Origin of the sequence: Hymenobacter artigasi, from assembly GCF_012275535.1 — a bacterium.
Taxonomy (GTDB): Bacteria; Bacteroidota; Bacteroidia; order Cytophagales; family Hymenobacteraceae; genus Hymenobacter; species Hymenobacter artigasi.
The window spans coordinates 183579-207925 of sequence record NZ_JAAVTK010000003.1; the positions used below are offsets into that span (position 1 = coordinate 183579).

Consider the following 24347-nt stretch of genomic DNA (forward strand, 5'->3'; position numbering starts at 1 on the left):
CCCCGATTTGCCCATCCTTGCGGCGCTGCCTGCGCTGCGGGCCGCCCTGGCGGCCAACAGCCGCGTGGTGCTGGAAGCGCCGCCCGGCGCGGGCAAAACCACCGTGGTGCCGCTGGAGCTGCTGGCCGCCGAATGGCGCAACCCCGACGATAAAATTCTGGTGCTGGAACCGCGCCAGCTGGCCGTGCGCGGCGCGGCCGCCCGCCTGGCCCAGCTGCTGGGCGAGCCCGTGGGCCGCACCATCGGCTACCGCGTGCGCCTCGACAGCAAAGTGAGCAAGGACACCCGCGTGGAAGTCATCACCGAAGGCATTCTCACGCGCATGATTCAGGATGACCCGGCGCTGGAGGGCGTGGCCGCCGTGGTGTTCGATGAATTCCACGAGCGGAGCCTGAACGCTGATTTGGGCCTGGCGCTGGCGCTGGATGCGCAGGCCGTGCTGCGGCCCGAGCTGCGCATTTTGATAATGAGCGCCACGCTGGAAGCCCAGCGGCTGGGCCAGTGGCTGCCCGCGCCGGTGGTGTCGTCGGCCGGTTTTCTGTTTCCGATTGACACGCACTACCTCGACCCGCGCCGTGCCTCGGCCCTGCCCAACAAGCCCAACGAGCGGCTGGCCGAGCTGGTGCCCAAGCAGGTGCGGGAGGCGCTGACCACACATCCGGAAGGTGATATTCTGGTGTTCCTGCCCGGCGTGGGCGATTTGCAGCGCAGCGCCCGCAAGCTCGAATCATTGGCCGATAACATCGACCTGCACCTGCTGCACGGCGAATTGCCCCTCGAAACCCAGGACGCTGCCTTGCGCCCCGCCAAAGCCGGCCGGCGCAAGGTCATCCTCGCCACCAGCATTGCCGAAACCAGCCTCACCATCGAGGGCGTGCGGGTGGTAATTGACGGCGGCTTTGCGCGGGTGCCACGCTTCGTGCCGCGCACCGGCTTCACCACTCTCGAAACCGTGCCCGTGGCCCGCGCCGCCGCCGACCAGCGCCGGGGCCGCGCCGGCCGCCTCGGCCCCGGCACCTGCTACCGCCTCTGGACCGAAGCCGAGCACCACAACCTGCCCGCCCATCGCCCGCCCGAAATCCACACCGCCGACCTCAGCAGCCTTGCCCTGGAGCTGGCCCTTTGGGGCGCGGCTGAGCCTACGAGTTTGCGCTGGCTGGATGTGCCACCGGCCGCCGCGTTCGGGCAGGCGCAGGAATTGTTGGTCAGGTTGGGAGCTTTGGAATTAATTAAAAATGAAGAATTAAAAATTAAAAATGAGGGCGATAAAGCGGGCGAAACCGGTGCTCAGCAACCCATTTTTAATTCCTCATTTTTAATTTTTAATTCCCCTGTAAAACCGACCCCCCACGGCCGCCAATTAGCTACCCTGGGCCTGCCGCCCCGCCTCGGCCACCTCGTGGTGCGCGGCCAGGAGCTGGGCCACGGCGCGGCCGCCGCCTCCCTGGCCGCTTTGCTGGCCGAGCGCGACCTGCTGCGATGGGCCGCCCCTACCGACACCCGCCCCGCTCCGCCCGACCTGCGCCTGCGCCTCGAAGCGCTGCAAAGTGGCCGCCCGCCCCTGCCCGGCCTGGCCCTGCACCACGCCACGCTACAACGGGTGCGCGACGTGGCCCGCAACCTCACCGGCCGCCTGGGCAAGCCGGCCAACTCACCAACCCACCAATCCACCCACCCACCCGTGGGGCTGCTCACCGCGCTGGCCTACCCCGACCGGCTGGCCCAGCGCGAAACCCACGACCGCCTGCGCCTGGTAACCGGCCAGCGCGTGAGCCTGAACACCACCGACGTAGACCCGCAAGCCACATTTTTCGCGGTGGCGCACCTGGCGGGCACGGCCTCGGCGCCACGGGCCACGCTGGCCGCGCCGCTGGGTCAGGATGAATTGGAGCTGGCCTTCGCCGACCAGATTACAACCACCGACGAAGTGCGCTACGACGCCACCACCCAGCGCGTGACCGGCCGCCGCGTGCGCCGCCTGGGCGCGCTGCTGCTCGATGAAAAAGTAATCGGCCAGCCCGATGCGGTGCTGGTGGCGCGGGCCTTGCTCGATTATTTGCAGGAAGCCGGCGTGAGCAAGCTGAACTGGACGCCCGCTGCCCGTCAGCTCCAGCAGCGGCTGGCGTTTCTGGGGCAGCACTTCCCCGTTGCCGAAGGGGCGGAGGCGTGGCCGGCATTTGATGATGCCACACTAGCACTGGAGCTGGCCGACTGGCTCGGCCCGCACCTCGCCGGCCTCAAAACCCTCGACCAGGTGCAGCGCCTCGACCTCTACGAGCCGCTGTTAGCCCGCCTACCCGGCGGCTGGAACCAGCGCCAAGAGCTGGACCGCCTCGCCCCGGCCGCGCTCGAAGTGCCCAGCGGCTCGCACATCACCCTGGATTACAGCGACGCCGCCGCCCCGGTGCTGGCCGTGAAGCTCCAGGAGTTATTCGGCCTCACCGAAACGCCAACGGTGATGGCCGGGCGCGTGCCGCTGCTGCTGCATCTGCTCTCGCCCGGCGGCCGCCCGGCGCAGGTAACGCGCGACTTGCGCAGCTTCTGGGAGAAGGGCTACTTTGAAGTGCGCAAGGATTTGAAGGGGCGCTACCCGCGCCACCCCTGGCCCGACAAGCCGATGGAGCACATTCCGACCAAACTTACCAAGCGGCGGCTGGGATAATAGGGCTTCCGCACCAAACATGGCGCATTAGATTTGCCCGGCCCTTTAGGGCCGGGATGCTGGGTTCGTCCCTTCTTTTGGAGCTTGGAGCTTTAGCCCATGCGCAGCCTGAAAATACCCTGGACTAAAGCCCCGAAACAACGTTGGCCTTGAATCCCGGCGCTAAAGCGCCGGGCAAAATCCGGCAACCAATTTGGTGCATAAGCCCTGCCAGCAGGCGACATATCGGTAGTAAAGCCAGTAAAAAAAGGTCAAAGCCCCAACGGGGCGACATTCGTTGGACGAGTGTCGACCCGTTGGGGCTTTATGGCTCATTACGCTGATTCTTCTACCGATATGCCGCTCCGCTGGGACTTAACCAGCTACTCCGCAACTTGGACTACGGATTCTGCGCGCGCGGCCCGGGCTACGCTATTCCGCAGCCGAGGCGCTGGCCGCGACCATGTCGCGAGCTTGGCCGGCGGCGTCCAGCTCCTGCAGTATCATATCGGCGCACTTTTCGCCGATGACCATGGTGGGGATGTTGCTGTTGCCATTGATGATGATGGGCATGATAGAGGCATCGGCCACGCGCAGCCCGGCGATGCCGTGCACCTTCAGGGTGTCATCGACCACGGACAGCGCGTCGTGGCCCATTTTGCAAGTGCCCACGGGGTGGTAAATGGTCATCGTGTAGTCGCGGATGAAGTTTTCGAGGGCTTCGGGCGTGGTCACGTCGGGGCCGGGCAAGTGGCGCTCGCCGCGGTAGGGGGCGAAGGCGGGCTGCTCGGCAATGGCGAAGGCGGCGGCCACGCTCTGCTTCATCAGCTCCATGTCGTGCGGGTCGCCGTAGTAGTTGGGGTCCACCAGGGCTTTGTCGAACGGGTCAGCCGAGTTCAGCGTGACGCTGCCCGTGCTGTGGGGGCGCACCACGCCCGGCAGCAGCGTGTAGCCGTGCCCGGCAGGGTTGCCCGCGCCGTGATGAATGAACCAGCTGGGCCCGAAGTGAAACTGAATTTCGGGCGAGCCGTCGATGCCCAAATCAATGAAGCCGCCGGCCTCGCCGATGTTGGAAGTGAGCATGCCCATCTGCTCGTTCTGAAAGCGGGCTCCCTGCTCGGGCGACGTGGCATCGGCCAGCGAAACCGGCTGCGTGCAGTGGTAGGCCACGGGCACAAACATATGGTCCTGCAGGTTCTGGCCCACGCCGGGCAGGTCGAGCTTCACCTCAATGCCGTGCTGGCGCAGGTGCTCGGCCGGCCCGATGCCCGAGAGCAGCAGCACCTGCGGCGAGTTGATGGAGCCGCCGCTGAGGATGACTTCGCGGCGGGCCCGCACCTGCTGCGGCTGGCCGTCGTGCATGTAAGCGACGCCCACGCAGCGGCCGTCCTCAATCAGCAGCTCCGTGACGTGGGCGTGGGTAATGGCGGTGAGGTTTTCGCGCGCCAGGGCGGGGTGCAGGTAGCCGCCGGCGGCGCTGCATCGCAGGCCGTTTTTCTGCGTCACCTGGTAGAGGCCGAAGCCGGTTTGCTCGCCGTCGTTGAAGTCGTCGTTGGGGGCGTAGCCGGCCTGGGTGGCGGCTTCCACGAAGGCCAGGCTCAGGGGGTTGGGGTCGCGCAGGTTGGCGATGTTGATGGGGCCGTTCACGCCGTGGTGGGCGCACTCGCCGCGCTCCTGGTGCTGGGTTTTGCGGAAGTAGGGCAGCAGGTCCTGGTAGGCCCAGCCCCGGTTGCCCATCTCGGCCCAGCGGTTGTAGTCGTTGGGGTTGCCGCGCATGAAAATCATGGCGTTCATCGAGCTGGAGCCGCCCAGCATCTTGCCCCGGGGGTTGAACTCGCGCCGCCCGTTGAGGCCGGCCTGCGGCACGGTCATGTAGTCCCAGTCGAGGGCCGTTTTGAAGAGGTGCGGGAAGGCGGCCGGCACGTGAATCTCCTGTTGGGCATCGGGGCCGCCGGCTTCCAGCACCAGCACCTGCAGCTCGGGCCGCTCGCTGAGCCGGGCCGCTACCGCGCAGCCGGCCGAGCCGGCGCCAATCACAATGTAATCGTATTCCGTTGGGGTCATGGGTGGGAATTGGTTGGGTTGGTAAAAGCCAGTTGGAGCCGGCCCGTAAGATGCCTAAAGCTATGATAAATAGCACACTATTCCAACTGGCAGCCAGCGCGCCCGGCCTAACCACACAATAAAATTCAAACCTTGATTCCAGCCAGCAGCGGCACCCGCTAACCAGTATTTATGGATGGCATGCAGCAGGAGGCAATATGACGTAACAATTACGTAACTTGAGGGAGTGAAACACCTCTTCCGCCTCTTGCCGCTAGCCTTACTTTTTGGCACCCCTGCGCTGGCGCAGGGTGGTGGGGCTCCCGTAGGCTGGCTGAAGCTCAGCGCCGACCTGCCGCTACGAGGGCGCTGGACCCTGTATTCGGAAGTAGAGAGCCGCCAAAGCAGTGCCCAGCTGGGTGCCCAGCAGCTGGGGCGGCTGGGGCTGCGCCTGCACGTAGCACCCAGTTTCAGCCTGAGCACCGGCTACGTACTGGCGGCCAACGAACTTGGCCCGGCCGATGGCCCCAGAGTGCCCGAGCACCGCTTTTACCAGGAAGTAATCCTCGCCGATGTGAAAGGGCCGGTGCGCGCCAGCCACCGCCTGCGGGCCGAGGAGCGGTGGCTGCGCCCGCTGCCGGAAGCCGCCTTTCGGTTTGCGCCGCGCCTGCGCTACCAGCTCCGGCTGGTGGTGCCGCTGCATTCGGGTGGCCTGCTGCCCGTGGGCAGCGCCTACGTGGTAGTAGCCGATGAGCTTTTTGCCAGCCTGGGCAAGCAGGCAGGCCGCAGCTTTCTGGAAGAAAACCGCGCCAGCGCCGGCCTGGGCTACCGCTTCAGCCCGCTGGCGACCATAGAGCTGGCCTACCTGCACCAAACTCAGTCGGCGGGCAACCTGGGCTTCGCCCTGGCTCGCAACGCGGTGCAGCTCAGCGTGGCGGTGGCCGCTCCCAGCCACCTCTCGCTGGTGCGCCGCTAGGGCTTTCAGATGCCGGTTTCGCCTGCTTTACCAAGCCGTTGCAGGTTGGAATTTCGGGCGCTACATTCGTAGTAGCAACAAAAAACACCTGCTCCGATGCCGGATTTCACCCCCAATTCGCCCGTGCTAGCCGGCGACCAGCTTCGGCCGGGCTGGCTCCATAACAGCTGGATGTACCTGATGCTGGCGGCCGCGTTGGGCTGGGGCTGGTCGAGCTGGTCGGGGCCGCGGGGGCTGGCTTCGGCGGGGCTGGTGGTGCTCACGGTGGGGCTGGGGCACTCCATTGGCCTGCACCGGGGCATTATTCACCACGCCTACCGGTGCGGGCGCATCACGCGGGGCGTACTGGCCTACCTGGCGGTGCTGTCGGGACTGGGTGGGCCGATTTCGTGGCTGCGGGTGCATTATTTTCGCGACTACTGGCAGAACCGGCTCGACTGCCCGCCCTACTTCCGCTACGACCACTCCCTGGCCCGCGACTACTACTGGAACCTGCATTTCGACCTGGTGCCCGGCGACATCAGCCGTTACCAGATTCCCGACGAGGACCTGCACGACCCCTGGTTGGTCTTCCTCGAAAAAACCTGGCACCTGCACGTTATCAGCCTAGCCGGCCTCATCTGGGCCTTTTTCGGGTTCGAAGCCATGATAATCTGCGTGCCGGTACGGGTGAGCGTGAGCATACTGGGGCACTGGTTTGTGGGCTTTATGACGCACAAATACGGTTACGCCCGCTACGCCATCGACGATGCCACCGAGCACGGCTACAACAGCTGGGTGCTGGGCGCGCTGTCATTCGGCGAGGGCTTCCACAACAACCACCACGCCCACCCCAGTTCGGCCAAAATGAGCGCCGAATGGTACGAGTTGGACCTGGGCTGGTACCTGGTGGCCGGCCTGCGCGCCACGGGTCTCATCTGGGACGTGCAGGTGGTGGGCCACACCGCCACCCAAAGGGCACGGGCCAAAGAGCATGCCTACCGCTGGCACTGGCCGTGGCAGACCTAGCCCCAAATCCTACCGCATCTCATTGTCGTCCAGGAAGTTCTTGCCGTCGGTGCGGGGCGAGTAGTGCCGGTGCAGCCAGCGGCTAAGCCCCCCAAGGCCCGGCAGCAGCACCCGCTCGGTGATATTGGCCTGGTCGAGCTTATCGCGCACTTCCCACTTCAGGCGGGCCGGAATGATGATGCGGAAATACAGCTCCGGCCGGTCGGCCAGCCAGTCGTGCAGCACGCTTTTGCCCGTGCTCATCAGCGAAAACAGCGCATATTGGTGCACGATGCGGGCATCGAGGCTGGGCGGCTCCAGAAACAGCACGTAGGGCTCGGCCTGCAGTTCTTCTAGTTCGCGCAGGCTGCTGCTCACGGGCAGCAGCAGCTCGGAGGTAAACACGTTGGAACCTTCCTGGCGCAGGGCATGGCGCAGGCGCTGGGGCAGGTGCTCGGCCGCCTTCACGTAGTTCAGGGCCCAGATAATGCCGTCTTCGTGGTAGGCGTCGAGGTCGTCGGTGGCGAAGTGCAGGGCCACGTAGGGCGAATACGTCCAGTCGAGCAGGCGGGTGGGCAGGCCGTGGTGCTGGGCCAGCGCCAGCCAGTCCCAGGTGCTGGTGTTGGCAGCCGGCATGTCGGTTTCGCGGGCATACTTGCGGAAATTACGCAGCAGGTGATGCTCCAGATTATGGTACTCGCCGCCAAGGCGCTGCAAGCTGGTTTCGAGCTGAAAATGACGCGAGCGGCCGCCCCGGTACACAAACGGCGACCGGAACCGCCCAATGCGCGCATCCCAGGTGTCTTGGAACAGCAGCCGTTGCAGGTCTTCCCAGGAAGTGGCTTCGTAATCGTTGGCGGATAAGGGCATGGGGCGAAGATACGCCGGACCTAGAACGAAAAAATCCCCTCCTTACCAAGGAGGGGACATTTCAGCGAAGCTGAAATTGGGGTGGTCAGGGCGTTGAACGATGCTGAGACGACTAGCGCACGGCATCGTTCAACGAGTTCAACCACCCCCGTTTTTGCTGCGCAAAAACTCCCCTCCTCATCTGAGGAGGGGGGTTTCCCTTCTACCAGCCCTACTCCCCGGCCGGGAAATCGGCGGCGTCGCCCATGTCGGCATACTGCTCCACTTCCTTGGCGATGGTGGCGAATTTCTCGCGGGCCCCCTTCACGGCGGCCTTGCCCAGGGGCAGGTGCAGGGGCGGGTTTTCCATCTGCACTACCTCATACATGGCTTTGGCGGCACGCACGGGGTCGCCGGGCTGGCGGCCGCTGTAGCCCTGAATACCGCGCAGGTTTTCGCCCACGGTGGCCTGGTAGTCCTCAATTTCGGTGGTGGCAATAGTCGCCGACTCGCCCGCCCACTTGGTACGGAAGCCGCTGGGCTCGATGTTGGTTACTTTGATGCCGAGCGGGCCCACCTGCTGGCTCAGGCTCTCGCCAATGGCCTCCAGGGCAAACTTCGAGGCGTTGTAGATGCCTACGCCGGGGAAGGTTTTGAGGCCGCCGATGCTGGTGATGTTGAGCACGTGGCCCGAGCGCTGCTTGCGCAGCTGCGGCAGCACGGCCCGCAGCACGTGCAGCGCGCCAAACACGTTCACGTCGAACTGGCGCTGCACTTCTTCGGCCGGCACCTCTTCAATGCTGCCCATGGAGCCATAGCCGGCGTTGTTGACAATGACGTCGAGCTGGCCGAAATGGGCAATGGCGTCGGCCACGGCAGTTTTCACCTGGGCTTCGTTGGTCACGTCGGCCACTACGCCGAGGGTGCGGCCGTCGATTTTTTTGGTAAATTCATCCGCTTGCTCGGGCTTGCGGAAGGAGGCGGCCACGCGGTCGCCTTTTTCGAGAACGTAGTCGGCCAGGGCTTCGCCGAAGCCGGACGAGGCCCCGGTGATAAACCAGGTTTTGGCAGTTGAATCAGACATAATAAATCATTCTTTAGAAATGGTAGCTGCTAAGACGGTATCAGGCGGCGAATTGTTTGCCGGCAGCAGCAAGGGACTCCCCGGCTGTACCTTCGCGGCCCTGTTTTTTCCTATCGCCTCATCCATTCCCACCCACTTGCTATGAGAAAGCTTTTCTCCCTATTGCTGGTGCTTCTCGGCTTCGCGGCCCAGGCCCAGGTCACCTTCAAAATCACGGCGGTGCCCGCCAACACGCCGGCCAATGCCACCCTCTACATCGCGGGCACCTTCAATAGCTGGAACCCCGGCAGCACAACCCACGCTCTCACCCACAACGCCGACGGCAGCTACCAAATCACGCTGCCCGCCACTACTGGCACCATGGAATACAAGTTTACGCGCGGTGCCTGGGCATCCGTCGAAACCAATGCCGCGAACGGCTCGGTACCCAACCGCAGCTACACCTTCGGCAGCGCGCCGGCCACCGTGCTGTGCCAGGTGCTCAACTGGGAAGACCTGGCTGGCGGCGGCGGCGGCTCCACCTCCACGGCGGCAGCCAACGTGAGCGTGATTTCGACCACCTTCGCCATGCCGCAGTTGGGCCGCACCCGCCGCGTGTGGCTCTACCTGCCGCCCGGCTACGCCACCAGCGGCCGCCGCTACCCCGTATTATATCTGCAGGATGGCCAGAACGTATTCGACGCCGCCACTTCCTTCGCCGGCGAATGGGGCGTAGACGAAGCCCTGAACCTGCTGGCCACCAGCGGCCAGGACCCCACCGGCTGCATCGTGGTGGCCGTGGACAACGGCCCCAACCGCCTCGACGAATACTCACCCTGGAACAACCCGGCCTACGGCGGCGGCCAGGGCGATTTATACGTTGATTTCCTGGTGCAAACCCTCAAGCCCTACATCGACAGCAACTACCGCACCCTGCCCGACCGCGCCAACACCGGCATCGGCGGTTCCAGCATGGGCGCGCTCATTGCCACCTACGCCGCGCTGCGCGAGCCTACGGTGTTTGGCAAAGTGGCCTCGTTTTCGCCCGCTTACTGGTTTGCCTACCCGCAGCTGGCCGCCTACGCCCACCAGCACCCGGCCAACCCCAACACCCGCTTCTACTTCGTGAGCGGCACCAACGAAAGCGCCACCATGGCCCCCAATATGCAGGCGATACGTGACTCGCTGCAGCGCGGCGGCGTGCCCGCCGCCAACCTCAACTTCAACACCCGCGCCGATGGCCAGCACGCCGAATGGTTCTGGAAGCGTGAGTTTCCGGCCGGCTACTCCTGGCTGTACGCGGCTGCCACAGCCACGGCCACCCACCCAGCCCAAACCCTGGCGGTGAGCCTCTACCCCAACCCGGCGGCCCGGGAGTTGCGCGTATCGCTGCCCGCGAATTTGGCCGGCGAAGCCCTGCTCGAAATCAGTGATGCGCGGGGCCGGGCCGTGCTGCGCACCCGCGTGCGCAATGGCCAGGCCGTGGACGTGAGCCGGCTGGCGGCGGGGCTGTACCTCTCGCGCCTCACGGCCGGCAGCGCAGTGGGCACCAGCAAATTCACCAAAGAATAATCACAAGGCGGCGGGAAGTTAGGCGTCCAACCCAACTTCCCGCCGTACCTTTGACTGGCAAAAGGCACCAACCCCCAACCCCTTTTGCCATGGCGGATTCCGCAACCCCAAAAATTGCCTTCGAGGCCCTCACCTACGACGACGTACTGCTGCTGCCAGCGTACTCCGAGGTTTTGCCCCGCGACTGCGACACCGGCACCCGCCTCACCCCCAACATCCGGCTGCATACCCCGCTCATTTCGGCGGCCATGGACACCGTGACCGAAGCCGATATGGCCATTGCCCTGGCGCAGGAAGGCGGCCTCGGCATCATTCATAAGAATATGTCCATCAAGGCCCAGGCCGACCAGGTGCGCCGCGTGAAGCGCAGCGAGTCGGCCCTGATTCAGGACCCCTTCACCCTGCCCCCCACCGCCACCCTGGCCGACGCCCGCCAGCTGATGCGCAAGCACAACATCGGCGGTATTCCGGTGGTGAACGGCAACCAGGTGCTCGAAGGCATCCTCACCAGCCGTGACCTGCGCTTCGAGAAGGACATGAGCCAGCCCGTAACCACCGTGATGGTGCCCCTGGCCCGCCTCGTGACGGCCCCTGCCGGCATCACCCAGGCCGCGGCCGAGCTGCTGCTCACCGACAGCAAAGTGGACAAGCTGCCGCTGGTGGACGCCGACGGCCGCCTCGCCGGCCTCATGACCTATAAGGATATCCGCAAGCGCCGCCGCGCCCCCAACTCCAGCAAGGACAGCCTCGGTCGCCTGCGCGTGGGAGCCGCCGTGGGCGTGACGCCCGACCTGCTCCAGCGCGTAGCCGCCCTGGTGGAAGCCGGCGTGGACATTGTGAGCCTCGACACTGCCCACGGCCATTCCAAGGGCGTGATGGATGCCGTCCGCGCCATCAAAGCGGCCCACCCGAATCTAGACGTGATGGCTGGCAACGTGGCCACGGCCGCCGGGGCCCGCGCCCTGGCCGACGCCGGCGCCGACTGCGTGAAGGTGGGCGTGGGCCCCGGCTCCATCTGCACCACGCGCATCATCGCCGGCATTGGGGTACCGCAGCTTTCGGCCGTGCTCGAAGCGGCCAAAGGCCTCGAAGGCACCGGCGTTTCGCTGGTGGCCGATGGCGGCATCAAGTTTTCGGGCGATGTGGTGAAAGCCCTCGCTGGCGGCGCGGCTGCCGTGATGGTGGGCTCGCTGCTGGCCGGCACCGAGGAAGCCCCCGGCGACCTCATCATGTACGAAGGCCGCAAGTACAAGTCTTACCGGGGCATGGGCTCGGTAGAGGCCATGGAAGAAGGCAGCAAGGACCGGTACTTCCAGGATGCCGAAGACGACGTGAAGAAGCTGGTGCCCGAGGGCATTGTGGGCCGCGTGCCCTTCAAGGGCAATGTTTCGGAGGTGATTTACCAGCTGGCGGGCGGGCTGCGCGCCGGCATGGGCTACGTGGGCGCGGCCAACATCGAGGCGTTGCAGGCGGCGCAGTTTGTGCGCATCACCGGGGCCGGCCTGCGCGAAAGCCACCCCCACGACGTGCAGATTACCAAGGAAGCCCCGAATTATTCGAGCCGGTAGGTCGGGCCACTACATCGCCAAAGCCCGAATAGCGCTTTGAAATACAAGGGGCAATGCTGGTTACGACCGGCATTGCCCCTTTTTTGTGCCCCGCCCCGGATAGAGCCGTTTCGGGTAGCCGATTGTATCTTGCACGCCGGTTGAGCGCCCGCTACGGCGCGGCGGGCTGGTGTGCTTGTGTTATTCCTAGTTTCTGTCTGTGCGTCATCCGTTACTGTACATTGGTTTTCTATTGGCGCTGCTGAGCGGAGCGCTGGCCGTCGGCAATTTATTGGCTGATGGTAGCGGCGGAACCACGCCGTGGGCCATCTGGCTACTGCTGCTGGCCGACCTCGGCACCCTGGCGGTGCTGGTAAAGCTGTTTTTCCGGCCATCGGCCGCACCCGCCAGCGCCACCCCAGTCACCCTTCGCGAGAGCGAAATGCTGAGCCTGCAGCGCCTGGCCCAGATTGTGCAGCGGGGCCAGACCTCCACGGAGGTGTACCATGTGCTGCTTGATTCGGCCGTGGCAACCGTGCGGGCCGATGCTGCCTGGATTGACCTCGACCCCAACCATACGGGCACCGACGACACCAACGCCACCCAGTATTACAACATCACACCCGCGCAAGCCGATTCCCTGCGCGCGGGCCTGCGGGCGCATCCACTCGTAGAGGGCGAGTACGTGACCAACGACCTGAACCGCCACCCCAGCTTTGTTGGCACTTCGCAGGCATTTCGTTCGGTCATTCAACTGCCGCTGCGGGGCTTGCACTTCAGCTACGGCACCCTGTACCTGCTGAAAGCAGAGCCCGGCACCTTCAACCGCGAAGACCTCAGCATTCTCCAGACCTTCACTGGCCAGGCCGTACTCAGCATCGAAAACCTGGAGTTGATGCAGACCTCGCTGGCCAACCAGCGCACCCAGGAGGAGCTTAAAATTGCCTCCCAGGTTCAGGACAGCCTCATTCCAAAAAACCTGCCTACCGATAACTGGTTCGAAATCAGCTCGCACTCGCTGGCGGCCAAGGAAGTGGGCGGCGATTTCTACGACTTTCTGCACCTGCCGGGCCGGCGGCTAGCCGTTATCATCGGCGATGTGAGCGGCAAGGGCGTAACCGCCGCCTTCCACATGGCCCAGATGAAGGGAATTTTCCACTCGCTGATGCAGGAAAACCCCCTGGCCAAGAATGAGCGCGACAAGTTCCCGGTGCCCAGCAAGTTCATGGCTCAGGCCAACGCGGCCCTCGTGCACTGCCTGGAGAAGTCATCGTTTATCACGTCTTCGCTCTACATTATTGACTATGAGCAGGGTGGATTCGTGTTTGCCCGCGCCGGGCATTGCCATACGCTCTACTACCACGCCCTGCGCGAAGAGGTTTTTTACTTCGATTCCACGGGCCTGGGCCTCGGCATTATTCGGAACGAGAGCTACGAGAAGCACATCAAAAATCAGTTTTACGACTACAGCCCCGGCGATGTGATGGTGATTTACACCGACGGCATTGTGGAGGCGCGCGGCGGCTCCGGCACCGACGAGTATGGCGAGGACCGCCTCAAGCTGCGCCTGGAGGAAAGTTATTTTCAAGAGGCTGAGGATATTAAAAACTTCATCCTCGCCGACCTCAACGGCTTTACCCACGGCCACCCCATCCACGACGACCAGACGCTGCTCGTGATTAAATTCAAGTCGGCCCAACCCCTGCCACTGGGCTAACGTATCGCCCTCATTATGAAAGTTACCGCTCAACCCTCCGCCGATACCCTTACCCTCCTGCTCGATGGCGAGCTGGACGCTAGCTCCGCCATTGTGCTTGACACTGAGCTGGCTAAGCCCGATATTCTCAATTACCGCAAAGTCCTGATTGACTGCGCCAAGCTCAGCTATATTTCCTCGGCTGGCTTGGGCGTTTTCATTTCGCACCTCCAGCGCTTTCAGGATGCCAACGTAAAGCTGATTTTCTTCAACATGCAGGAAAAAGTGTTCAACGTGTTCGAAATCCTGGGCCTCGATGCGCTCATGACCATCGTACCCAGCGTAACCGAAGCCGAAGCAGCGTAATTGAAGTTTTGAATGTTGAGGGTTGAATGTTGAGTTGACCAGGATTTCGGTTTTCTTTCCACACATTTCTAAACTCAACACTCAACCCTCAACATTCAACATTCCCTTAAGTGAAGTCTGCCCTCCGCATTGCCTGTTCGCGTGTTCACCTGCAACAGGTGCGCGATTTTGTGCGGAATTATCTCACCAGCCGGCAGCTTTCCGAAGTTGCGATAAACCAGGTGGTGCTGGCCGTGGATGAGGTAGTGGCCAACTTCATCATTCACGCCAATAGCGAGGACGAAACCCAGTTTCTGGACCTCACCCTGGCCTTCGACCAGCACGACCTGAACGTGGAGATTGCCGACAACGGCGACACCATTTTCCTGCCCGGCCCCACGCCCAACCCCGATTTCCACGCCTACATCCAGCAGGGCCGCAAGGGCGGCATGGGCATGGCCCTGGTAAACCGGCTGATGGACCGGGTCGAGTTTTTCACGCGCGGCAACCATACCGTGTGCCACCTCAGCAAGCACCTGGCCTGAGCTTCGCGCCCAGGCCTTATTTTTGAGACCGTTGTGCCCCGCACGACGGTCTTTTTTTTATCCGGCGCATCCGGCGGCAACTTGCGTCATTCCCCCCGGAAATTACTTAATTTCGCACCGGTAATTTTATGCCCGCGCCGCTACTTACTACTGGCTTAGCGCTTTTGTCTTCTAACTTTTCCTATGCATAAACGCATTCTGTACGCCGGCGCGGCCGTTGCTACGCTGCTGGCTGGCTGCCAAACCTCCAAACCGGCCGCTTCGGCCACCACTGGCTCCACCGCTACCGGCCCGGCCGTTGAAACGCTGGGCACGTACCCGGTACCGGCCAACGAGTTTGCCTACGTCTATCGGAAAAACAACAGCTCGGCCCCCGACTACGGCACCCGCCAGAGCGTGAACGACTATTTGGACCTGTATACCAATTTCCGCCTGAAGGTGCTGGAGGCGGAGCAGAAAGGACTCGACACCACGCAGGCTTTCAAGCGCGAGCTGGATGGCTACCGCCAGCAGCTGGCCCAGCCTTACCTCACGGAAAAGAGCGTGACCGACCAGCTGGTGCGCGAGGCTTACGACCGCATGAGCCAGGAGGTGAGCGCCTCGCACATTCTCATCCGTGTAGCACCCGATGCTACGCCCCAGGACACCCTGATTGCCTACCAGAAGGTCGAGAAGCTGCGCCAGGAAGCCCTGGCCGGGGCCGATTTCGGCCAGCTGGCCCGCGCCAACAGCGAAGACCCTTCGGCCCGCGAAAACAGCGGCAAGCTGGGCTACTTCACGGCCATGCAGATGGTGTACCCGTTTGAGTCGGCGGCTTACAAAACGCCCGTGGGGCAGGTGTCGCAGCCCATCCGCACGCGCTTCGGTTACCACATCATCAAGGTAAATGACAAGCGTGCGGCGCAGGGCGAAATCAAGGTAGCGCACCTGATGGTGCGCATGAACGCCAACGCCGCCAAGGCCGACTCGCTTACCGCCAAGAAGAAAATTGACGAACTCTACAGCCGCCTGAAAAAGGGCGAAAACTGGGACAAGCTCGTGGCCCAGTTCTCGGAAGATGCCGGCTCGGCCGCCAACGGTGGCGAGCTGCCGCCCTTCGGCACCGGCCGCATGATTCCCTCATTCGAGGATGCGGCGTTCAAGCTGCAAAAGTCCGGCGACCTGGCCCCGCCCGTGCAAACGCCCTACGGCTGGCACATCATCAAGCTGATTGAGCGCCAGCCCCTGGCCAAGTTCGCCGACATGGAGCCCAGCCTCAAAAGCAAAGTGGCCAAGGATTCGCGCTCGGAGCTCAACAAAGCAGCCTTCCTGAAGCGCGTGCGCCAGGAAGACCAGTTCGCGGAAGTAGCCGCCGCCAAAGCGTATGTGTTCGCCAAGGCTGACACGGCATTGGTGGCCGGCCGGTTCAAGTACACCGCGCCGGAAGCGGTAGCAAAGGCCCCCAAAGGCACTGCCAACGACAATTCGACGCTGTTCAGCATCAAGGGCAAGCCCTACCTGGTGAAGGACTTCCTGGCCTACGCGCAGCAAAACCAGCGGGTCCGCACCGGCGCGCAGCCGGCCTTTGCCATGCAGCAGCTCTACGACCAGTACGTGGAGCAAAACCTGACCGAATTCGAGAAAAACAGCCTCGACACCAAGTATGAGGACTACCGCATGCTGGTGAAGGAGTACCGCGACGGCATCCTGCTCTTCCAGTTGATGGACGAGAAAGTGTGGAGCAAAGCCATTGAGGACACCGTGGGCCTGAAAAAATACTTCGCCGACAACCAGGCTAAGTACCAATGGGACCAGCGCGTGCAAGGCTCGGTGGTGAGCGCGGCCACGCCCGCCCTGCTGGCCCGCGTGCAGCAAGGCATGAAAGCAGGCCGCTTCCCGCTCACCCGGAGCGTACCCCAGCGCGTGGCCTTCACCAACGGCACCTCAATACCGAAAACGGGCACGATGGCGCTGGATGAGATTAGCAAGCGCATGGCCCAGGACACCAGCATGCTGGTCACCATCACCGGCCGCGTGAAGAAGGGCGAAAAGGCCAGCCTGGCCGCCGCCCGCGCCGATTCCCTTGTGCGCCAGCTGCGCCGCCGCGGGGTGGCCGCCAGCCGCATTCGCAAAATGGTGCAGGCCAAGCCGGGCACCGATAATTCGGCCCAGGTAGCGCTGTTCAGCGGCAGCCCCGCCGCCATCGAGTCGGAGCTGAATGAAAAGAACCCGCTGTCGGTGCAAATCAGCCAGAAGGTATTTCAGAAAGGTGACAACAAGGTGATGGACGACCTGATGACCAAAGGCCCCGGTACCTACAACGTGCAGAAGGACGGCCGTTACTACGCCGTCACCATCGACCGCACCCTGCCCGCCGGCCCCAAAACCCTGGCCGACGCCCGCGGCCAGGCCACATCGGACTACCAGACCTACTTGGAAAAAGAATGGATTACCCAGATGCGCGCCGCCCGCCCCGTGAAAGTGAACGAGGCCGAAGTGAGCAAGCTGGTCACGAAATAGTGAGTTGGTGAAATGGTGAGGTGGTGGGTTTGATGTTCCGTTTGCGCCAAATGCGCTACCAACAACATCAAACTCACCACCTCACCATTTCACCAACTCGCCTTTAGAGCCCAACTGCAACCTTCCGGGGACCGTTCGGCTCCTTGTTTTTGTCTGCCAACGGATTTATGGTGAAATTTGTGGGGCCGTTTGGGTGTTAGCCCCGCACGGACCAAGCCGTGGCACCTGTCCATTGGCTTTTCAATACAACTTTATGCTTGTTAATGTGAATCGCGCCGTAGCGTCGGCCCTGCTTACGCTATTGCTCTTATTGGGCTTCGCGCCCGCTTCCCAGGCCCAGTTGGGCATCAGCCGGCCCAAGGGCCAGCAGCTGCTCGACGGCATCATTGTGAAGGTGGACAACCAGATTGTGCTGCGCTCCGAAGTGGAGCTCATCTATGCGCAGGAGGTGGCCCGGGCCGATGGCAAGCCGCTGCCGCCCGATTTGAAATGCAAAATTCTGCAAAGCCTGGTACTCAACAAGCTGATGCTGGCCCGCGCCGACGTCGACTCCGTGACGGTGGAAGACAAGCAGGTGAACGGCGAAGTAGACCGCCGCATGGCCTATTTCGCGCAGCAGATTGGCTCCGAAAAACGCCTCGAAGAGCAGTACGGCAAGTCCATCAAAGCGCTGAAGGATGACCTACGGCCCCAGATTAAGGACCAGCTTACGCAGCAGAAAATGCAGGAAACCATCACCGGTAAGGTGGCGGTGACGCCGCGCGAAGTGGCGCAGTATTTCACCCGCATTCCGAAAGACAGCCTGCCCTACTTCAGCACCGAGGTGGAAGTGGGCCAGATTGTGATTCCGGCGCAGGTAAACGACAAGGCCAAGCAGGCCGCCATTGCCAAGCTCAACGATATTCGGGCGCAGGTGTTGGCAGGCGGCGATTTTGCCACTTTTGCCAAGGCCAATTCGGAAGACCCCGGCTCGGCCAAAGAAGGCGGCTACCTGGGCTTTTTCAAGCGCGGCGAGCTGGTACCGGAGTACGAAGCAGCGTCGATGAAGCTGGAGCCGGGCCAGATGTCGCCAGTGGTGCAGTCGCAATTCGGCTTCCACCTCATTCAGTTCATCGAGCGTAAGGGCAATACCTATTCGACGCGCCACATCCTGCTGAAGCCCGAAACGGGCTCGGCCGATGTGAGTGCCTCGGCCCGCCTGCTGACCAAGCTGCGCCGCCAGATTTTGTCCGACAGCACCACCTTCGCCAAAGCGGCCAAGGATAACTCGACCGACAAGCCCAGCAGCACCAACGGCGGCCTGCTGGCCAACCGCGCCGACGGCGGCTCGCGCCTGCCCCTCGACAAGCTTGACCCGGCCATCTTCTTCACCATCGATACGATGAAAGTGGGCCACATCACCCCGCCCATGGCTTACCGCACCGACGACGGCAAGGACGCCATGCGCATCCTGTGGCTGAAATCGAACACCCCGCCCCACCAAGCCAACCTGCAGGACGACTACCAGAAGATTGCCGCCGCCGCTCTCAACGAGAAAAAGACCAAGGCCCTGGACGAGTGGTTTGCCAAGAACCGCGGCACGGTGTACCTCGAAGTGGAGCCGGAGTACGCCCAGTGCAAGGTGCTGGACGTGGCGGAGAAATAAGCTCGTGTTGAAAAAGCACGTCATGCCGAGCGCAGCCGAGGCATCTCGCGTGCTAACCCTAATCCTTTTTCAACCGAAGGCCGGCATAGCCAACGATTGATTTACTACCCCACGCGAGATGCCTCGGCTGCGCTCGGCATGACGTGCTTTCCCCTCTCAACCTTCCGAATGGCTCAATTCCAAAACGATAAAGAAGCGGCCGATGCCCTGGCCGCCTCCTTCCAGAAGCTGCGCCAGGAAATCGGCAAGGTCATCGTGGGGCAGGACGAGGTGGTGCGGCTGGTGCTCACGGCGGTTTTTTCGCAGGGCCACAGCCTGCTGGTGGGCGTGCCCGGTCTGGCCAAAACCCTGCTGATTCAGACTATTGCCGACTCACTGGATTTATCGTTCAACCGCATCCAGTTCACGCCCGATTTGATGCCCAGCGACATTGTGGGCTCGGAAACGATGAACCAGCAGCGGGATTTTCACTTCGTGAAAGGCCCCATCTTCGCCAACATCATTCTGGCCGACGAAATCAACCGGACACCGCCTAAGACTCAGGCCGCGTTGCTGGAAAGCATGCAGGAATACGCCGTGACGGTGGCCGGGCAGCGCTACCCTTTGCAGCGCCCGTTCTTCGTGCTGGCTACTCAGAACCCCATCGAGCAGGAAGGCACCTACCCCCTGCCCGAGGCGCAGCTCGACCGCTTCATGTTCAACATTGAGCTGGGCTACCCGACCTATGCCGAGGAGTTGAACATCGTGAAGCAGACCACGTCCAATATAAAAAACACGGTAAATAAGGTCCTCCACGCCGCCGACATTCAGGCGTTCCAGGAGTTGGTGCGCCGCGTGCCGGTGGCCGACAACGTGGTAGAATACGCCGTGGGCCTCGTGCACAAAACCCGCCCCAACACCGAGCGCGCCGCTCCCCGCACCAACCAACTGCTGGAGTGGGGCGCCGGCCCCCGGGCCTCGCAACACCTCATTGTGGGCGCGAAGTGCAACGCCCTGCTCAACGGCAAGTACTCGCCCGATATTGAGGACGTGCGCGCCGTGGCCGTGCCGATATTGCGCCATCGCCTCGTGCGCAACTTTAAAGCCGAAGCCGAAGGCATCGGCGTGGAGCAGATTGTCAAAGAGTTGTTATAAGGAACCTGGGGACTTAGGGTCTTGGGGACTTGGTTTTTTGGCCAATCCCTGAAATAACCAAGTCCCCAAGACCCTAAGTCCCCAAGTCCCTACTATGGAAGCCCAAGCCTACTATCAGCAATTTGAGCGCAACGTGCGCATCATCCTCGACGCCCTGGCCGCCGGCCTCGACCTGCGCACCACGGCCCTCGAAACCAGCCTGCCCATTGAAGTGTACGTGCTGTGCGAAGTGCTGAACCAGGGTGCCGGCGAGGACTTTACTCTCACCGCCAGCGGCGTAGCCCGGCTGGCCGAGTTCCAGCAGCAGTTCATGAAGCACGAGGGCCAGACGCTGGCCGCCATGCAGCGCGTACTAACCGACAAGCGCGCCACCATGCGCACTCCCGAAGGCCGCGTGCTGGCGAAGGAAATGCTCATTCGCCGCCTCGAATTCTTCAACGAAGCCGCCCGGCAGGTGAACGTGATGCGCACCCAGCAGTCGCTGGGCAGCCCCAGCCAGTACGTGGGCGAGAACAAATAGCCCGTTTATTTCTTGTGAAAGGGCCGCTTCTGAGCACGGAGGCGGCCCTTTTTTCGTAGTACGCTGCTATGCTGCCCCGCGCCCCGCTCTACACCGAACGCCTCTGCCTGCGCCCCTACGAGCCTGCTGACGCCGACGCTTTCTTCGCGCTGCTGCACGCCGACCGCGCCCGCTTCCTGCCCTCCTTCCCCGACCGCCTTCAGGCCGTGCGCGTGCCCGCCGACGCCGTGGCCTCCCTGCGCACCTTCGCCGAGGACTGGCGCACCGGCCGCTTCTACGTGTTCGGCATCTGGCACCGCGCCACTGCTTCGTATGTGGGCGACATCTGCCTCATGCCCCAGCAGAAGGGCCAGGCCGAAATCGGCTACTACCTGGCTGCTGCCGCCGAGGGCCAGGGCTATGCCCGCGAGGCGCTGGGGGCCATCATCGACTTTGGATTTACTGCGGTGAAGAGCCAGCGCTTGCTGGTGCGCTGTTATGCCAACAACGTGCGCGGACAGGCCGTAGCCCGCGCCCTTGGTTTTCAGCTGGAGCCGCTGCCCAAGCGCCCGCTCTGGTTCCGCAATTCCGATGCGCTGAACCAGATTCAGCGTTTCTGGCTGACGCGGGACGTTGCATAAGCTTTAGCTTGTGCGTGCTAACGTTAACACGCACAAGCTAAAGCTTATGCCACCGCCTTACTGCCCCACTCGCACGCGCTTGCCCACGTTGCCCAGCAGCCAGTCCTGCCGGAAATTCAGGTACATCCCGAAAGAATAATCCAGCAGCTTGGCATTGATGTCGAACACCGGCTCGACGCGTGCCGTGAGCGCCGCCCCGTCCGAAATGCGGAAGTCGCGCATGAGCCGCACGAATACGATGTTCCGCTTGCGGTCCAGAAACTCCGGGTTCGATACCGTGCGCGAGGCGCTCTGGTACAAGTCGCCCCCCAGCGGCGACATGAAGCGCGAACCCTGCCAATAGCTCACCATCACATCGGCAAAGCGGGTTTCGAGGGTGCCGTTGAGGTACAAAGCCCGGCCGTACTGAAACGGGAACTGGCCCTTCGTGAAGGAATAATCCTGATAGCCGAGCACGTAGCCACTGAATCGCACGGCCCGCACCGTCGGCCCGTCCAGGGTGCGGCGCGCCTCCAGACCGAAGGCTTCGTTGAACACCGTTTGCAGGGGCTTATCCAGCGTATCAATCTGCCCGCCGTGGTGGATGGCCGTGAACTGAAACGGAATGGCTACGGTCCAGCGGCTGTTGTCGGGGCTGATGCGGTAGCTGCTGGTCAGGCCGCCCGCCACTTCCTCCTGGTAGTTGCTGTAGCGGTACTGCTGGCGCTGCCAGTCCACCCACTGGTCCACAAACAGCCGCGAGCCCGTGTAGCGCATCTGAATGCCCTCCTCCAGCGGGTTCAGCATCACCCGCTCGAAGTTGAACATTGGCTCGATGTAGTTGTGGTGCAGGTTTGCCCGGATGTTGCCCAGAATTATCTGCTGCTTGCCCGTGGTCCAGGTGGCCCGGAACGTGGGCCGCACTGCCTTCAGCACCGGATTGCCAAAGTCTTTCCAGAGAAACACGCCGCCTTCCAGCCGCAGGTCTTTGGTGGGATAATACACCAGCTGCGGATTCAGCTGCGTGCCGTAGAGCGTATAGCCATCCACAATCTTGTTGAAGTACTCGTTGTCTTTGAAGAAGGTGAAGGCGTTGAGGGAAATGCGCAGGTCCCCAGCAGCAACCGTTTCTTCGAGGCTCCGTTGCGCGCGCTCTTTTTTCAAAGAATCATTTAGCACTTTATTGTCACCATCCGGACTGTAAGCAATGTAAACGTATTTTGCTTCGCCAGGTCGGGGTGACGTAAACGCCCGATTATCCAATTGCGCCTGCGCCGTTTCCACTCTAATTAGCACAGCCACAAGGCCAACTAATATTTTTAGATAATTCCTCATATATTTCGCCTCTCAACGGCACCAAACTACTACTCGCTGTGTTAGAAAAAGCCGCCGCAAAACGGCCCATTTGGGGCCTTTACTTATGAATAGATTTATTCGATTGCGACCCGGCCAAAACCAGTAACTTTACCAAACCTAACCCGTTTTTCCCAAATACCCCCACATGGCACTAGCTACCAAAGCGGCTCCCAAGGCCGATAAAGTTGAAAAAGCAGAGGCAGGCGACCTCAACACCGCAGCCGGAAAAATGAAAGCCCTCCAGCTCACCCTGGACAAGCTCGACAAGGCCTACGGTAAAGGCACCGTAATGAAGCTCAGCGACAATAAAGTGGTCGACATTCCGAGCATCAGCACTGGCTCGCTTTCGCTCGACATTGCCCTCGGCATTGGCGGCGTGCCCCGGGGCCGGGTCATTGAAATCTACGGCCCGGAATCGTCGGGTAAGACCACGCTCACGATGCACATGATTGCCGAGGCGCAGAAGAAAGGCGGCATGGCCGCGTTCATCGACGCCGAGCACGCCTTCGACAAATCCTACGCCGAGAAGCTGGGCATCGACACCAGCAACCTGCTCATCGCCCAGCCCGATAACGGCGAGCAAGCCCTCGAAATCGCCGACCAGCTAATTTCCTCGGGTGCCATTGACATTATCGTGATTGACTCTGTGGCTGCCCTTGTGCCCAAAGCCGAGTTGGAAGGCGACATGGGCGACTCGAAAGTGGGCCTGCACGCCCGCCTCATGAGCCAGGCCCTGCGCAAGCTCACCGGCACCATCAACAAAACCGGTTGCTGCTGTATTTTCATCAACCAGCTCCGCGAAAAAATCGGCGTGATGTTCGGCACCCCCGAAACCACGACCGGTGGTAACGCCCTGAAATTCTACGCTTCGGTGCGCCTCGACATCCGCCGCATCGGCCAGATTAAGGAGGACAAGGATAATGTGACCGGCAACCGCACCAAGGTGAAGGTGGTGAAGAACAAAGTAGCGCCGCCCTTCAAGGTGGTCGAGTTTGACATCATCTACGGCCAGGGCATTTCTAAAGTCGGCGAGATTGTTGACTTGGGCGTTGATATGGGCATCATCGGCAAGTCGGGTTCGTGGTTCAACTACGGCGAAACCAAAATCGGCCAGGGCCGCGAGGCCGTGAAAACGCTGCTGCTCGATAACCCCGAGCTGGCGGCCGAAATCGAGAAGAAAATCCGCGATATGGCCAAGGGCGACGATGCCGTCATCCCCGTGGACATGAGCATCGCGGACGACGGCGAAGACACGCTGTAACTACAGTTGCGCCTTCCGTAAATAATCCAAAGCCCGCTGCCAACCGCAGCGGGCTTTTTTTACGTTCGTACCTTTACCTTAGCTCCCGGGCTGGCATCAGGTTTGTGTAGGCTCCGGCTACTCCTTCTTTTTATTATAATTATTGATATGACGCGCCGCTGGTTACTCTTTGCTCCTGCTGTCCTGCTGCTACTGGTGGCCGCGCAACCGGCTTTAGGCCCTGGCGATGCCGTGCGCAACGTTCCACAGTCCAGCTTCGGGCGGGGCGAAACCATAAAATACACCGTTCACTACGGCCTCATCAACGGCGGCGAGGCCACCGTGGAAACCGGCGGCAGCCTGGAGCGCGTGAACGACCGGCCCTGCTACAAGGCCACCGTGAGCGGCAAAACCACCGGCTCGTTCGATTTTTTCCTGCGCATCCGCGACCAGTGGCGCGCCTACATCGATACCACCAGCATTCTGCCCCTGCGCGCCCAGCGCGACATTGCCGAGAAGAACTACCGCAAGAAGGAAACCGTGGAGTTTGACCACCTGCACGACATTGCCGAAGTGCAGGACCACGACAAGGAAAACCCCAAGCACACCACCGTGAAGGTGGCCAACAACACCCTGGAGCTGGTGAGCGGCTTCTATTACCTGCGCACCATCAACTTCGACCGCATGAAAGTGGGCGATGTGGTGCGGATGCCCGGCTACTTCGACGGCGACAATTTTATTCTCGACGTGGTGTACAAGGGCCGCGAAGTGGTAGAGACCAAGGCCGGCGATGTGCGCGCCTTTAAGCTGGTGCCCAGAATGCCGAACAACAAGCTATTCCGGGGCGAAAACGCCATTTCGGTTTACCTCTCCGACGACCGCAATAAGATTCCGGTGCTGTTTCAGGCCGAGATGTTTGTGGGTACCGTGAAGGTGGACATGGTGCGCTACCAGGGCCTGAAGTGGAAGCTAAACCTGGCTAACTAGACCTCGGATTCCTTAGATTTCAACGAATTGAACAGATTTTCTGTGGTTCCACTCCTTCTGGCCCAGCCCGAATGCGGAACCACAGAAAATCTGTTCAACTCGT

The 24347-nt window shown here is 62.1% G+C and carries 19 protein-coding genes; 15 read left to right on the forward strand and 4 right to left on the reverse strand.

Going from position 1 to position 24347, the window contains the following annotated elements; genetic code table 11:
• Positions 1-7 precede the first annotated feature (7 nt).
• Positions 8-2662: an ATP-dependent helicase HrpB gene (gene hrpB / locus HBN54_RS23435; protein ID WP_235955416.1), complete on the forward strand. Its 2655-nt coding sequence runs from the start codon at positions 8-10 to the stop codon at positions 2660-2662.
• Positions 2663-3073: 411 nt separating this feature from the next.
• Here hrpB and HBN54_RS06985 read toward each other — a convergent pair whose 3' ends face one another.
• Positions 3074-4705, reverse strand: a complete 1632-nt coding sequence (locus tag HBN54_RS06985) for a GMC family oxidoreductase (RefSeq protein WP_168672466.1) — start codon at positions 4703-4705, stop codon at positions 3074-3076.
• 226 nt (positions 4706-4931) lie between these two features.
• Between HBN54_RS06985 and HBN54_RS06990 the strand changes: the two genes are divergently transcribed.
• Entirely contained in the window at positions 4932-5660 is a 729-nt protein-coding gene (locus tag HBN54_RS06990; protein ID WP_168672467.1) for a DUF2490 domain-containing protein, read from the forward strand.
• Positions 5661-5756: 96 nt separating this feature from the next.
• Positions 5757-6668 carry a fatty acid desaturase gene (locus HBN54_RS06995; protein WP_168672468.1) on the forward strand — a complete coding sequence of 304 codons (912 nt, stop codon included), beginning with the start codon at positions 5757-5759 and terminating at the stop codon, positions 6666-6668.
• 9 nt (positions 6669-6677) lie between these two features.
• Here the strand turns inward: HBN54_RS06995 and HBN54_RS07000 are convergent, their stop codons facing one another.
• Positions 6678-7517: an FRG domain-containing protein gene (locus tag HBN54_RS07000; protein ID WP_168672469.1), complete on the reverse strand. Its 840-nt coding sequence runs from the start codon at positions 7515-7517 to the stop codon at positions 6678-6680.
• Positions 7518-7728: 211 nt separating this feature from the next.
• The gene (locus tag HBN54_RS07005) at positions 7729-8580 is read right to left on the reverse strand and encodes an oxidoreductase (RefSeq protein WP_168672470.1); all 852 of its coding nucleotides are present in this window, start codon (positions 8578-8580) and stop codon (positions 7729-7731) included.
• Between the two features lie 141 nt (positions 8581-8721).
• On the opposite strand from HBN54_RS07005, the gene HBN54_RS07010 reads away from it, so the two are divergent.
• From HBN54_RS07010 to HBN54_RS07055, 10 genes are all read left to right on the forward strand, one after another.
• Positions 8722-10131 carry an alpha/beta hydrolase-fold protein gene (locus HBN54_RS07010; protein ID WP_168672471.1) on the forward strand — a complete coding sequence of 470 codons (1410 nt, stop codon included), beginning with the start codon at positions 8722-8724 and terminating at the stop codon, positions 10129-10131.
• Between the two features lie 89 nt (positions 10132-10220).
• Positions 10221-11699, forward strand: coding sequence for an IMP dehydrogenase (gene guaB / locus HBN54_RS07015; protein WP_168672472.1), 1479 nt, complete (start codon positions 10221-10223; stop codon positions 11697-11699).
• A 199-nt stretch (positions 11700-11898) separates the two neighbouring features.
• Positions 11899-13395 carry a PP2C family protein-serine/threonine phosphatase gene (locus HBN54_RS23950; protein ID WP_168672473.1) on the forward strand — a complete coding sequence of 499 codons (1497 nt, stop codon included), beginning with the start codon at positions 11899-11901 and terminating at the stop codon, positions 13393-13395.
• A gap of 15 nt (positions 13396-13410) precedes the next feature.
• Positions 13411-13740, forward strand: a complete 330-nt coding sequence (locus HBN54_RS07025) for an STAS domain-containing protein (RefSeq protein ID WP_168672474.1) — start codon at positions 13411-13413, stop codon at positions 13738-13740.
• Positions 13741-13850: 110 nt separating this feature from the next.
• Positions 13851-14264, forward strand: coding sequence for an ATP-binding protein (locus HBN54_RS07030; RefSeq protein ID WP_168672475.1), 414 nt, complete (start codon positions 13851-13853; stop codon positions 14262-14264).
• Between the two features lie 183 nt (positions 14265-14447).
• Positions 14448-16763: a peptidylprolyl isomerase gene (locus HBN54_RS07035; protein ID WP_168672476.1), complete on the forward strand. Its 2316-nt coding sequence runs from the start codon at positions 14448-14450 to the stop codon at positions 16761-16763.
• Between the two features lie 265 nt (positions 16764-17028).
• Positions 17029-18408 carry a peptidylprolyl isomerase gene (locus tag HBN54_RS07040; RefSeq protein ID WP_317170184.1) on the forward strand — a complete coding sequence of 460 codons (1380 nt, stop codon included), beginning with the start codon at positions 17029-17031 and terminating at the stop codon, positions 18406-18408.
• A 168-nt stretch (positions 18409-18576) separates the two neighbouring features.
• Positions 18577-19542, forward strand: coding sequence for an AAA family ATPase (locus tag HBN54_RS07045; protein WP_168672478.1), 966 nt, complete (start codon positions 18577-18579; stop codon positions 19540-19542).
• Positions 19543-19636: 94 nt separating this feature from the next.
• Complete coding sequence (locus HBN54_RS07050; protein ID WP_168672479.1) at positions 19637-20062, forward strand: hypothetical protein; 426 nt, start codon at positions 19637-19639, stop codon at positions 20060-20062.
• Positions 20063-20130: 68 nt separating this feature from the next.
• On the forward strand, positions 20131-20682 hold the full coding sequence (locus tag HBN54_RS07055; RefSeq protein ID WP_168672480.1) for a GNAT family N-acetyltransferase: 552 nt from the start codon (positions 20131-20133) through the stop codon (positions 20680-20682).
• Between the two features lie 57 nt (positions 20683-20739).
• Here HBN54_RS07055 and HBN54_RS07060 read toward each other — a convergent pair whose 3' ends face one another.
• Positions 20740-21825 carry a hypothetical protein gene (locus tag HBN54_RS07060; RefSeq protein ID WP_168672481.1) on the reverse strand — a complete coding sequence of 362 codons (1086 nt, stop codon included), beginning with the start codon at positions 21823-21825 and terminating at the stop codon, positions 20740-20742.
• A gap of 421 nt (positions 21826-22246) precedes the next feature.
• On the opposite strand from HBN54_RS07060, the gene recA reads away from it, so the two are divergent.
• Together recA and HBN54_RS07070 are read left to right on the forward strand one after the other, a co-directional pair.
• Positions 22247-23278 (forward strand): recombinase RecA, encoded by a 1032-nt coding sequence (recA, locus tag HBN54_RS07065; protein WP_235955436.1) that lies wholly within the window; start codon positions 22247-22249, stop codon positions 23276-23278.
• A gap of 147 nt (positions 23279-23425) precedes the next feature.
• Positions 23426-24244, forward strand: coding sequence for a DUF3108 domain-containing protein (locus HBN54_RS07070; protein ID WP_168672483.1), 819 nt, complete (start codon positions 23426-23428; stop codon positions 24242-24244).
• Positions 24245-24347 lie beyond the last annotated feature (103 nt).